This is a genomic window from Corynebacterium sp. HMSC036D02 (genome assembly GCF_001836165.1).
Taxonomy (GTDB): domain Bacteria; phylum Actinomycetota; class Actinomycetes; order Mycobacteriales; family Mycobacteriaceae; genus Corynebacterium.
On the sequence record NZ_KV827677.1, the window covers coordinates 13,397 to 26,211 of the forward strand.

Here is a 12,815-nt window from a genome sequence, read left to right on the forward strand (position 1 = left end):
GTGCCTGTGTCAAAGCCCGCTCCTTTCTAGTTCGATCAGTTCTCCTCCCGTTCCGCCGAAGATAGTGGAACGGGAGTTAAGGGGATATTCGTGGTGCAGATTCCATGGCCATCCGCGATGGAGGCCAAGGGCTGCACATGTTTGCCTAATAATGCGGAGAAAACTTCCTGTTCAGCTTCACACAACTCCGGGTGCTCGGCGGCCACGTGGGCGACCGGGCAATGGTGCTGGCAAATCTGTACTCCGTTGCCCACCGACGTCACCGTGGCCGCATAGCCATGTGCATCAAGCACTTCAGCCAAGCGGCGTGCTACCTCTGGGACAGACTCTTCATCCTCTACCAAAGGTGTCACGTCTTCCACGAGACGCTCGAAGCGGGCCTTAGCGAAGTGGCGAACCGCCTCCGGACCACCCGCTTCGCGCAAAGCAGTGAGCGCTTCCGCCGCCAATTGATCATAGGCGTGCCCGAATTGAGCGCGGCCCTGATCGGTGAGGCGGAAATGCTTGGCGGGGCGACCACGGCCTGCCGTCTGCCCAGGACGGGCTGACGGGCGGCGGTGCACCACCTCGGTGAGTCCTTCCTCCACCAGAATGTCTAAGTGCCGACGAATGCCGGCTGCAGAGAGACCGAGACGTTCACCCAAATACGACGCCGTTACCGGGCCATCCTTGAGAAGCAACAGCATGACGTGTCTGCGGGTATCGCCCTCTGTAGAGCGAGTTTCCCTTGGCAACTCCTTCGTCACGGTGTACACCTCCTTGAATGAAACATTCTCCCTTTAGACAACACTAGTGTTCCTTAATTCATTCCCGATTTCCACTCTTTCATTCGTGTCGCGGACACCTAGTCGCTTCTCACCAACGAGCGACTAAGGTAAACAGGCATGAATATCGAGCGCGGCTACACCCAATCGGGGCGATTGCACCGAGTCATCTGGGGCGTGCGCGATGAACTCCCCCGCATGGGAGTACCGGGATCCCGCTCCGCGCTCCTCCACCAGGATTTTCCCGACTCCACCGAAGGCGCGGACCACGCAGCGCTTGGCGACGTTCACCGCCGCACCATTGCCCAACTGCGCACACTTTTTAGCCTGAGATGGCTCGGAACCATTGGAGCGTTATTAATTGCACTCGGCGGCCTGGGTGCCGGTGCCCTGCCCGTCGTGGGGAATCCTTATGAGTCATTGCCTTTTGGCTCGCTCATGACGCGCATGCTGCAATCAGCATCCGCCCTTGTCTTTATTGGTGTCGGATTCATGGTGACGGCCTGGGTATGCATGGCCCCGTTGGTGGGGGCGCCGCTGCGCCTGCGTAAGAACTCGGCAAGCGCAAGTACAGGCTCGACACCTAGCGAAGATCCGCGGTTTAGCCACTCCCCGCGAGTAGTCACCCAAAGTCAGATGTGGCGAACGTGGTTGGGGTGGGTTCTCCCCTTGCTCGTCACCGCGCCGCTGTTTACCCAAGACATCTACTCTTATCTCGCCAACGGCTCCATCGTGCTTCAAGGGCTCGATCCCTATTCCGCGGGCCCCGTGCAACTTTTGGGCGCGGATAATGACCTTGCCCGGTCCGTCCCCTTCATTTGGGCAAACTCCCCTTCGCCCTATGGCCCTGTGGCCTTAGGCTTGGCAGCTGTCGTAAGCTGGCTGACTAACGATTCCATCATCTGGGGTGTGGTGCTGCACCGCGTGTTTTCTCTTTTCGGCATCATCGCTGCCGGCTGGGCCATTGCACGGCTTGCTACCCGCTGCCGCGTATCCCCCGAAGCGGCGCTGTGGCTGGGCATCCTTAACCCCTTGACCATCCTCCACCTCGTCGGCGGAATCCACAATGAATCCTTCATGCTGGGGTTGGCTCTCGTCGGCGTAGAGCTGGGCCTGCGAGCGGTTAATGATGAGCACTCCGCCTGCTGGCGCGTATGGGCTTTGTTTCTGGCCTCGGGTGTCCTTATTTCCTGCGCGGGCATGGTCAAGGTGACCGGCTTCATTGGCCTAGGCTTTGTTGGCATGGCGGCGGCGCGGAGTCGCGTCGACAAGCACGGCATCCCACCAGTGCGGGCGGTGCTTGGCGCTGGCGTGACCCAATTGCTGGTGCTCGCAGCGTCCATCGCCGCTGTCACTGTCATCACGGGGATCGACATAGGCTGGATTTTTGGTCAGGGCGGCGCAGCAACGATCCGTTCTTGGCTGTCCGCGACTACCTCCGTGGGTGTCGGCGCCGGCTCCCTGGGGATGCTGCTGGGTTTGGGTGATCACACCGAGGCCATCCTCAGCGTCACACGTACCGTGGGCGTCATTATCGCCGGGGGTTTCATGATCCGCATGCTGTTTGCCACCTACCGCGGCGCAATCCATCCAGTGGGTGGTCTGGGAGTATCCACCTTTGTGCTCGTGGTGTTTTTCCCCGTTGTCCAACCCTGGTACATCCTGTGGGCTGTACTGCCGCTCGCCGCGTGGGCTAACCGCCGCTTCTTCCGCATGGCCGTCATGATCTATTCCGGGTTGATGAGCTTTATCGTCCTGCCCCGCGGGCTCGGGCTTCCTCCCGGGACGGTATTCGTCATCTACCTTGCTGCCTTGGTGACGTTCCTCGCGCTCGCCGCTGTGGGGTGGGTTGCATTGCGCCGCTCAGGCGTCCGTGTCCTAGACTAAGGCTCCGTGACTACATCAGCTCTTGTATTAGATAACGTCATTAAGACCTATGGCGACGTCAACGCAGTTAACGGGCTGAGTTTCCGCGCCAATTATGGCGAGATCCTGTGTTTGCTGGGGCCTAACGGTGCAGGAAAGACAACCACCATCGAGATGTGTGAAGGCTTCAAAAAGCCCACTTCCGGCCACATTGAAGTCTTAGGCCTTGACCCCGCACGCAACCCTGATGCAGTGCGCTCCCGCATCGGCATCATGCTCCAGGGCGGGGGCTCCTACTCCGGCATCAAGGTCAAGGAGATGCTCGAACTCAGCGCCTCCTATAACGAAAATCCTTTGGACCCGGAGTGGCTTCTGGATACCCTCGGGCTGCGCGGAGTGGCAAAGAATAGCTACCGACGTTTGTCCGGTGGGCAACAACAACGTCTCTCTCTCGCCCTGGCCATCATTGGGCGCCCCGAATTGGTCTTCCTCGATGAGCCCACCGCAGGCATGGATGCCCAATCGCGTCTTGCCGTCTGGGACCTTATTCGCTCTTTGCGGGCCGACGGCGTCACCGTCATCTTGACTACTCATCTCATGGACGAGGCGGAAGCGCTCAGCGACCATGTCGTCATCATCGATCACGGTCGGCTCGTCGCCAGCGGCACCGCAGCTTCACTAACGGAGACAACCGACATCCCGCAGCTGAACTTTGACACCGCAACCCCGGTGGACCTGGAGGCCTTGCGCGAGGAAGGGATCTCCGCCGAGGCCATTCGACCCTTGCACTACCGGCTCACCTCTACGGTCAGTCCAGCCGTTATCGCTGATCTCGCCACGGGTTTGGCCGCGCAAAACGTTGTCCTCCGCAACCTGCATACGTCGCACCGCAACCTCGAAGAAGTCTTCTTGGACCTCACCGGCCGCGAGATGCGCAGTTAGAAGCGCTGCTGCTTTCCACCACGATTCTTTCATCACGTTCTTTGATCAAGGAGACGCTCCATGAGCACCTTCGCACCCGGCACTTTTAGCCCGCACCCGCAGCGCGTCGGCGTGGCGGCCATGGCGCGTGCCCAAGGGGCTATCGAATCCAAGCTGATGCTGCGGCACGGCGAGCAACAGTTGCTGAGCATCATTATTCCGCTCGCTATTCTGATCGGTGCTGCGAAGCTGAAGGATACTACCGGGCATGGTGTGGATGAGGTTTTCCCCATGGTGCTCGCTGTGGCCGCTACCTCGTCTGGTTTTACCGGCCAGGCTATTTCTCTGGCTTTCGATCGGCGCTACGGTGCTCTGAAACGCACCGGCGCTTCGGGCGTTCCTGCCTGGGCCATCGTGGTGGGAAAGATTCTCGGTGTGCTCTCCATGGTGGTTCTGCAGCTCCTCGTGCTCGGAACCGTCGCAGCTATTCTCGGCCTTCGAATTTCTGTTGGGGGCGCTGCCATCGGCGTGCTCACCTTGGCGTTAGGCGTTGCCACGTTTACAGCTTTAGGCCTGCTGCTGGGCGGAACCTTCAGCTCTGAAGTGGTACTGGCGGTAGCCAACCTAATTTGGTTTCTCCTCCTCGGTGCCGTCGGATGGGCAATGTTTTCCCAGGGCCTCGGCGATAACGGGGTACTCAGCCTCGTGCCCACGGTGGCCATGGCTGCTGGTCTCGATACCGCCCTCAACGGTTCCTTCCCGGGCATTGAGCTCCTTGTCCTCGTGGGGTGGGCAGCGGTGGCGTCGTTTGCTGCGGTGCGTTGGTTCCGCTTCGAAGGCTAAAAGTGATTCTTCTCCCTTGCATGGTGTGACCCACCCGTCGATATTGGTTCCCGGATGGGGCCGGGCGGTAGGCTGAATAGCCGTGAGTACCGCCAATATTTCCTCTCCTCAACGTTCCACCGCGCCCGCTGCGCCGTCCACCGGTCCCTCGGTGAAGACGCAGCGCATCGTCGCGCTCATCCTCCTGGTCTGCCAGGGTGGCATTACAGTGTCGGGTTCCATCGTGCGCGTAACCGGCTCCGGCCTTGGTTGCGTCACCTGGCCTAACTGCCACCCTGGCTCCTTGGTTCCCATCCAGGGCGCGGCCCCGATGCTCCACCAGGCCATTGAGTTCGGCAACCGCCTGCTGACCTTCGTTGTGGCAGCCGCGGCCATCGCCAGCATCGTGGTCGTTCACAAGGCGCAGCGCCGCAAGGAGCTCAAGGTCTATGCCTGGGCAGGGCTCGCAGGTGTTTTCGTGCAGGCACTCATCGGCGCTCTCTCGGTCGTGCTGAAGCTTTCTTGGTGGAGTGTGGCAATACACTTCCTTCCGTCAATGGTCCTGGTATGGATCGCGGCCATGCTTTTCTCCCGCATTAACGAGCCCGATGACGGCACTCCCACTCGCCTCTTCCCCGCCGCAGTGCGCACCCTCGCGGTGGTGGCCACTGTAGCCCTGTCCATCGTTCTGCTAACCGGCACCTTTGTGACAGGCTCGGGTACCCACTCCGGTGATGCCGGTGTGGGCATGGAGGGCCGCCTCGGCGTGGACACCTATGGCATGGCCATCATTCACGCGGTCTGCATGTACGTCTACTTAGCGCTGACACTCATCGTGGTCTTCCTCCTGCACCGCACCGGCGCTCCCAAGGTGGCGAAGAAGGCCGGCTGGGTGCTCATTGCCTGCATCGTCATCCAATGGGCTATCGGTGTCACCCAGTTCTATCTCCACATCCCGCGCTGGACCGTTCCTTTCCACGTAGGCATGTCCTCAGTGGTCACGGCCTTCACCGCCCTGCTGTGGGCGCATGGCTTGCGCCGCGTCGAGAACGAGGATGGCTCTACTGCCAACACTGCCCAGCGCGGTGACGAGACCGTCCCCGCCGCCAAAGGCTAAGCAGAGTCACCGGAGCCAGCAAAGCCACTAGAACAGGTACTCCTAGCGCCGCCGTTCTCACCAGGAAGTGAGGATGGCGGCGCTTTTTGCTGCGAGGAGGACTCGGCTTCGTTTAGCCTAGACACCATGCATGCTATTCAGGTGACCACGACCGGAGGACCCGAGGTCCTCACCTACGCCGAGGTAGATTCCCCCACGCCGACGAAAGAGCAGCTGCTTGTCGACGTCTCCGTGGCCGGTGTCAACTACATCGACACCTACTACCGCGAAGGCATCTACAACGCCTCCGTGCCCTTCATCATCGGCCTTGAAGGAACCGGACGCGTGGTGCACGACCCCCAGGGCGAGATTGCCCCGGGCACGATGGTGGCCTGGGATCACGCCTTCGGTTCCTACGCCGAGCAGGTCTGTGTGCCGCGCGACCGCGTGGTGGCCGTCCCCGACGAAATTCCCTCTGCCGTTGCCGGTTCGATGCTCCTCCAGGGCATGACGGCGCACTACCTCACCCACGGCGTCTACCAGCTAGGGGAAGGAGCATCCTGCCTCATTACCGCCGGTGCGGGCGGCGTGGGCTTAATCCTCACCCAGATGGCCAAGTCCCTGGGCGCCACCGTCTATTCCCTGGTCTCCACGGATGAGAAGGAAGAGTTGGCCTATGGTGCGGGCGCAGACTGCGTCTTCCGCTACAGCAGCGGCCTGGCCGAGCAGGTGCGCCGACACAATGGCGGGCGCGGCGTCGACGTGGTTTACGACGGCGTCGGCAAAGCCACCTTCAATGAGTCTCTAGAAGTTGTGCGCCCTCGCGGCACGGTCGCGCTTTTCGGCGCCGCGTCGGGCCCCGTCCCGCCGATGGACCCGCAGCTGCTTAATAAGCACGGTTCCATCTTCCTCACCCGCCCCTCACTCGGCGCTTGGACCTCCCAGGAAGGCGAGTTCCAGATGCGCGCCCAGGCAGTGGTGCAGGCGGTCATCGATGGCGACCTCGACTTCCGCGTCTCCGCGGAGTATCCCCTCGCCGAAGCCGCACAAGCCCACCGCGACCTTCAAGAGCGCAAGACCACCGGCTCTATCGTCCTACGCGTAAGAGAAGATTAGCCCAGGGAGTAGCTCCCTGGGCTAGGTAGAAATAGTTGGGGGTTTTCTGTACCGGTTGGCAGGCCGCCTCGTTAGAAGAGGGCGGCTGACCAGCCCAGCATGCGCCCGATAGGTTCCCAGCCCACGACAGCGTCGATAGACAGTCCAATGAAGAGGACTGAGAGATAGTTATTGGAGTAGATGAAGAGGCGCATGGGTTTAACCTTTGCGCCCTTCTTCACCCCTTGGTGGAGGCGGATTGCCATCCAGAGGAAGACCGCACCAGAGGCCACCGCGGCCACCAAGTAGATCCAGGAGGCCGCCGGGATAATAAGGAAGGTCACAATAACCGTTCCGACCGTGTACCACACAATCTGCCGGGTTACTTCCACTTCTCCGGCAACGACGGGCAACATCGGCACCCCGGCCTTGCGGTAGTCCTCCTTGTACTTCATCGCCAGCGCCCACGTATGAGGCGGGGTCCAGAAGAAGATAATGAGGAACAACACTACGGCCTGCCACCAGCGGTCAGGCTCCCCTGCCGGCGCGTTATCCCGGATAACTGCCCAGCCCACCATGGCGGGCATACAGCCTGCTAGGCCGCCCCAGACAATGTTCTGGGAGTTTCGCATCTTGAGGAACTTCGTGTAGACGATGACATAAAAGAAGTTGGTCAACAGCACGAAGAACGCCGCCAGCCAGGAATGCGCCAGCACGCCCAGCCAAAAGACGGATAGTGCGAGCATGACCCAAGCGAAAATGGCGGCATTCCGGCGCGAAATAGTCTTGCGCACCAGCGGCCGAGCACGAGTGCGCTGCATCTTCTGGTCAATCTCATAATCCACGACGTTGTTGAACGTGTGGGCCGCAGCGGCACCCATCCATCCGCCGAAGATGGTGGATACGATGAGCCAGAAGTTTGAGGACACTGCCTCGAATCCACGCTGGGCCTGGAGCATAGCCGGGATTGCTGCCACGAGGAGGAGCTCAATGATCCTCGGTTTCGTTAGCGCAAAATAGGCCTTGATGGTCTCCAAGGAATAGTCCTCCGTATATCCGGCACGTGGGTGTATTGCTTATGGGTCTGAAGTAGTGGTCGTCTGCTCGCGCTAAAAAGTTCCCGAGTCATCCCGAGAGGCGTGTGGCACGGTCGAGGTTTTCTTTTCGAATCACTCGCCAGCCAGAGCCGATAGCGGGGAGCAACGGCGTCAACCATGCCAGACTACCGCCCGAAACCTGGTTTATATAATCCCCCGCCGAAGATCGAAAAACCTTTACACTGATTAACGGTATATCTGTTTCGAGAAGCGAAGTGAGGTTTTCGCCGTGTCGCACGAAAAGTTGTCCCCGGAACTGCAGGCTATGGTCCAGCGCCGTTATCCTTCGGACTGGAGTGACCTCGACACCCGCGCCGTGGATACCGTCCGCGTGCTCGCTGCCGACGCCGTTCAGAACTGCGGCTCCGGCCACCCCGGTACCGCCATGTCCTTGGCGCCTCTGGCCTACACGCTCTACCAGCGCGTGCTCAACCACGACCCAGCAGATGTTCACTGGGCGGGGCGCGACCGCTTTGTCCTCTCCGTCGGGCACTCTTCTCTGACGCAGTACATCCAGCTCTTCCTCGGCGGCTTCGGCCTCGAGATGGAGGATCTCAAGTCTTTGCGCACGTGGGGTTCTAAGACTCCCGGCCACCCGGAGGTTCACCACACCGACGGCGTAGAAATCACCACCGGCCCGCTGGGCCAGGGCCTGGCTTCCGCTGTTGGTATGGCCATGGCCGCGCGCAAGGAGCGTGGATTGTTCGACGCTTCCGCCCCAGCTGGAGAATCTCCCTTCGATCATTACGTCTATGTCATCGCCTCTGATGGTGACCTGCAGGAGGGCGTGACTGCTGAGGCCTCCTCCCTGGCAGGCACTCAGAAGCTGGGCAACCTCATCGTCTTCTGGGATGACAACCGCATCTCTATCGAGGATGACACCAACATTGCCTTCAACGAGGACGTCGCCAAGCGCTATGAGGCTTATGGCTGGCACGTCCAAACCGTTGAGTCCGGTGAGGACGTAGAAGCCATCGAAGCGGCCGCTGCTGCTGCCCGCGCCGAAACCTCCCGTCCCTCCTTCATCCGCGTGAAGACGGTGATCGGTTACCCGGCACCGAACAAAATGAACACCGGTGGCGTCCACGGCGCCGCCCTCGGTGAAGACGAGGTGGCTGCTACCAAGGAGGTCCTCGGCTTCGATCCTGCGCAGTCCTTCCACATCGACGAGGAAGTCCTCGCTCATACCCGCGAGCTGACTGACCGCGGGGCGCAGAAGCATGCTGAATGGCAGGAGAAGTTCGACGCGTGGGCCGCGGCCAACCCGGAGGAGAAGAAGCTCTTCGATCGCCTCCAGGCCCGCGAGCTTCCTGCTGACTTCGCCGCCGAGCTTCCCACCTGGGAAGCGGGCGAGTCTCTGGCTACGCGAAAGGCTTCTGAAGCCGCCATTCAAGCACTTGCCGCCTCCCTGCCGGAGATGTGGGGCGGTTCCGCCGACCTGGCAGGCTCCAATAACACGGTGATCAAGGGCGCGGAGTCCTTCGGCCCCGAATCCATCACCACGGATGCCTGGACCGCCACGCCTTATGGCCGTAACCTGCACTTCGGTATTCGTGAGCACGCTATGTCCGCCATCATGAACGGCATCGCGCTGCACGGCAATACCCGCGTCTACGGCGGTACCTTCCTTATTTTCTCTGAGTACCAGTACCCCGCCGTGCGCCTCGGTGCGCTCATGTCTACCGATACCTACTACGTGTGGACCCACGATTCCATTGGCTTGGGCGAGGACGGCCCCACCCACCAGCCGGTAGAGACGCTCGCTGCCCTGCGCGCCATCCCCAATCTCTCCGTCATCCGCCCAGCCGATGCTAACGAGACGGCCCAGGCGTGGGCGGCGGCACTCGAGTACAAGGCCGCTCCGAAGGGACTAGCGCTGTCCCGCCAGAACCTTCCAGTGCTTGAGGGCACCAAGGAAAAGGCGGCCGAAGGCGTACGCCGCGGCGCCTACATCCTTGTTGAGGCATCGAAGGAAACCCCAGATGTCATCCTTCTTGCCACCGGCTCCGAGGTGCAGCTCGCGGTAGAAGCCGCCAAGCAGCTCGAGGCTGAAGGCACTGCTACCCGGGTCGTTTCCGCACCGTGCCTGGAGTGGTTCGATGAGCAGGATGCTTCCTACCGCGACTCCGTCCTTCCCTCCTCGGTCCGCGCTCGCGTCTCCGTCGAGGCCGGTATCTCCATGCCGTGGCACAAGTACACCGGTTCCTTCGGCCGCACCGTGTCTCTGGAGCACTTCGGTGCCTCCGCACCTGCCGCAGAGCTCTTTGAGAAGTTCGGTTTCACCGCCGAGGCCGTTGCTGATGCCGCGCGCGAAGCACTAAGCGCTGCGCAGGCAGATTAGTCTCCCGTTCCGAGTTCCCCTCACGAAAGGACCTACACCACACCATGACGCATATTGATGATCTGGCTCGCCTCGGGACGTCAACTTGGCTCGATGATCTTTCCCGCGAGCGCCTGGAGTCCGGCAACCTCCGTGAGCTCTTGGACACTAAGTCCATCGTGGGTGTCACCACGAACCCCGCGATCTTTGCTGCCGCAATGTCCTCCGGAACCTCTTATGATTCCGATATCGCAGTGCTGAAGGAAAAGTCCGCTACCGCGGACGAAGCAGTGTATTCACTGGCTATCGACGATGTCCGCAACGCGTGCGACGTCTTTACCGAGATCTACGAGAAGTCGGGCGGCCGCGATGGCCGCGTCTCCATCGAGGTAGATCCCCGCATCTCCGCCGATGCGGAAGCTACCTTGGAGCAGGCACGTGAGCTATGGGCCAAGGTTGAGCGCCCCAACCTCATGATCAAGATCCCAGCTACCGATGGCTCCCTTCCCGCCATCTCCGACGCCCTCGCCGAGGGCATCTCCGTCAATGCCACCCTCATCTTCTCCGTCGAGCGCTATGCCCAGGTCATTGCGGCTTATAAGGAGGGAATTAAGCGCGCCGCTGCGGCGGGCAAGGATGTCTCCACGATTCACTCCGTAGCATCCTTCTTCGTCTCCCGTTTGGATACCGAAGTAGACAAGCGCCTAGAACTGAACGGCTCAGACGTGGCTCTTGCCTTGCGTGGAAAGGCTGGCGTGGCCAACGCTCAGCGCGCCTACGCCCTGTACCGCAAAGAGTTCAAGGAGGGCGGCGAAGACCTCCCATCTGGCGCGAACCCGCAACGCCCCCTGTGGGCGTCGACGGGCGTTAAGAACCCCGACTACCCCGCCACGCTCTATGTTTCCGAGCTAGCCGGACCGGATACCGTTAACACGATGCCAGAGAAGACCATCGATGCCGTCCTCGAGCAGGGAAACCTGCACGGCGATACTCTCAGTGGCTCTTCTGAGCAGGCAGAGCAGGTGTGGTCACAACTGGAGGCAGTTGGCATTGACTTCGCCGATGTCTTCGCAGTGCTGGAGAAGGAGGGCGTCGACAAGTTCGTCGATGCATGGGAAGCTCTGCTCGCTTCTATAACGGATCGCCTTGCCTAGACAACCGCGAACAGTGATTGCTCGTTAGCGACTCTCGCACCGTCTATGGCCACGCAACTATGGCCTACGGGGCGCGGGTCGCTATGCTGAGCAGTTGGACTTAACTCACACAGACCGAAAGGACACTTAGTGAGCACTACCAGCGCGTGGGTCAACCCGTTGCGCAACGCGAAGGACAAGCGCCTGCCACGCATCGCCGGCCCTTCTGGCATGGTGATTTTTGGCGTCACGGGTGACTTGGCGCGCAAGAAGCTCCTGCCTGCTATCTATGACCTGGCCAATCGCGGATTGCTTCCGGCAGGCTTCACCTTGGTCGGCTACGGCCGCCGTGACTGGGATAAACAGGCTTTCTGCGACTACGTCCGCAAAGCCGCCGAGGCAGGTGCACGAACCACGTTCAGTGAGCATGTGTGGGAGCACTTGGCCAAGGGAATCGAGTTTGTGCAAGGCAACTTCGATGACGAAGGCTTTGACAAGCTGTCTGCCCGGCTCGCTGAGCTCAATGCTTCCCGCGGCACGGGCGGTAACTGGGCCTACTACCTTTCCGTGCCCCCGGAGTTCTTCTCCGATATTTGCCATCAGTTGGAGCGCGTCGGCATGGCTGATAGCACGGATAATTCTTGGCGCCGCGTCATCATTGAGAAACCTTTCGGCCACGATCAGAACTCCGCGCGCCAGCTCAATGAGATCGTCAATGCCGTTTTCCCAGAGTCCTCGGTCTTCCGCATCGACCACTACCTGGGTAAGGAAACGGTGCAGAACATCATGGCTTTGCGCTTTGCCAACCAGATCTTCGAACCCATGTGGAATGCGCACTATATCGACCATGTGCAGATCACGATGGCCGAAGACATCGGGCTCGGAGGCCGTGCTGGCTACTACGACGGCATCGGCGCTGCCCGCGATGTCATCCAAAACCATCTCCTGCAGCTGCTAGCCCTCGTCGCCATGGAGGAGCCTTCCTCCTTTGACCCTGAGGCGCTCCAAGCAGAAAAGATCAAGGTGCTGCGCGCCACCAATGCGGTGCACCCGCTCAACAAAACAACGGCCCGCGGCCAATACTCCGCCGGCTGGCAAGGCTCGGAGTATGTTAAGGGCCTCCGAGAAGAGGAAGGCTTCGATCCCGAATCCACGACGGAAACCTATGCAGCCTGCACCCTTGAGGTCAATTCCCGACGATGGGCGGGCGTTCCTTTCTACCTGCGCACCGGCAAGCGCCTCGGCCGCCGCGTGACGGAGATTGCGCTCGTTTTTAAGACCGCCCCACACCAGCCTTTTGACCAAGGTCAAGCTGATTCGCTAGGCCAGAATGCTGTGGTGATCCGCGTCCAGCCAGATGAAGGCGTCACCATGCGCTTCGGCTCCAAGGTCCCCGGCTCCACCATGGAAGTGCGCGACGTCAACATGGACTTCGCCTACGCTGAGGCCTTCACCGAGGAATCACCGGAGGCCTATGAGCGCCTTATTCTCGACGCCCTCTTAGACGAGTCCTCACTCTTCCCCACCAACGAGGAAGTGGAGCTGTCTTGGTCCATCCTCGACCCCATCATTGAATACTGGTCCAACATCGGTCAGCCAGAGCAGTACCGCGCTGGCACATGGGGGCCGGAGTCTGCCGATAGAATGCTGCGCCGCCGGGGTCATTCCTGGCGCCGTCCGTAGGTCCCTAGGAGAAATGGC

The 12,815-nt window shown here is 60.7% G+C and carries 10 protein-coding genes; 8 read left to right on the plus strand and 2 right to left on the minus strand.

The features are described from left to right. Positions 1-35: 35 nt before the first annotated feature. Positions 36-746, minus strand: a complete 711-nt coding sequence (locus HMPREF2743_RS05620; protein ID WP_070528392.1) for a helix-turn-helix transcriptional regulator — start codon at positions 744-746, stop codon at positions 36-38. A gap of 138 nt (positions 747-884) precedes the next feature. Between HMPREF2743_RS05620 and mptB the strand changes: the two genes are divergently transcribed. From mptB to HMPREF2743_RS05645, 5 genes are all read left to right on the plus strand, one after another. Next, positions 885-2,651 (plus strand): polyprenol phosphomannose-dependent alpha 1,6 mannosyltransferase MptB, encoded by a 1,767-nt coding sequence (gene mptB / locus HMPREF2743_RS05625; protein WP_070744089.1) that lies wholly within the window; start codon positions 885-887, stop codon positions 2,649-2,651. A 6-nt stretch (positions 2,652-2,657) separates the two neighbouring features. Further along, positions 2,658-3,572 (plus strand): ABC transporter ATP-binding protein, encoded by a 915-nt coding sequence (locus HMPREF2743_RS05630; RefSeq protein WP_070818357.1) that lies wholly within the window; start codon positions 2,658-2,660, stop codon positions 3,570-3,572. A gap of 60 nt (positions 3,573-3,632) precedes the next feature. Next, positions 3,633-4,394, plus strand: coding sequence for an ABC transporter permease (locus HMPREF2743_RS05635; RefSeq protein WP_070528407.1), 762 nt, complete (start codon positions 3,633-3,635; stop codon positions 4,392-4,394). An 82-nt stretch (positions 4,395-4,476) separates the two neighbouring features. Then, a complete protein-coding gene (locus tag HMPREF2743_RS05640) occupies positions 4,477-5,490 on the plus strand; it encodes a COX15/CtaA family protein (protein WP_070818358.1) in 1,014 nt (337 codons plus the stop codon). Between the two features lie 126 nt (positions 5,491-5,616). Next, positions 5,617-6,585 carry a quinone oxidoreductase family protein gene (locus HMPREF2743_RS05645; protein ID WP_070528413.1) on the plus strand — a complete coding sequence of 323 codons (969 nt, stop codon included), beginning with the start codon at positions 5,617-5,619 and terminating at the stop codon, positions 6,583-6,585. A 71-nt stretch (positions 6,586-6,656) separates the two neighbouring features. Here the strand turns inward: HMPREF2743_RS05645 and HMPREF2743_RS05650 are convergent, their stop codons facing one another. After that, positions 6,657-7,601 carry a heme o synthase gene (locus HMPREF2743_RS05650; protein WP_070528416.1) on the minus strand — a complete coding sequence of 315 codons (945 nt, stop codon included), beginning with the start codon at positions 7,599-7,601 and terminating at the stop codon, positions 6,657-6,659. 325 nt (positions 7,602-7,926) lie between these two features. On the opposite strand from HMPREF2743_RS05650, the gene tkt reads away from it, so the two are divergent. The 3 genes from tkt to zwf all read left to right on the plus strand — a co-directional run bounded on the left by tkt (position 7,927) and on the right by zwf (position 12,797). Next, positions 7,927-10,002: a transketolase gene (gene tkt, locus HMPREF2743_RS05655; RefSeq protein ID WP_210383655.1), complete on the plus strand. Its 2,076-nt coding sequence runs from the start codon at positions 7,927-7,929 to the stop codon at positions 10,000-10,002. A 44-nt stretch (positions 10,003-10,046) separates the two neighbouring features. Then, positions 10,047-11,135 (plus strand): transaldolase, encoded by a 1,089-nt coding sequence (tal, locus tag HMPREF2743_RS05660; protein WP_070528422.1) that lies wholly within the window; start codon positions 10,047-10,049, stop codon positions 11,133-11,135. A 129-nt stretch (positions 11,136-11,264) separates the two neighbouring features. Next, a complete protein-coding gene (gene zwf / locus HMPREF2743_RS05665) occupies positions 11,265-12,797 on the plus strand; it encodes a glucose-6-phosphate dehydrogenase (protein ID WP_083299012.1) in 1,533 nt (510 codons plus the stop codon). Positions 12,798-12,815 lie beyond the last annotated feature (18 nt).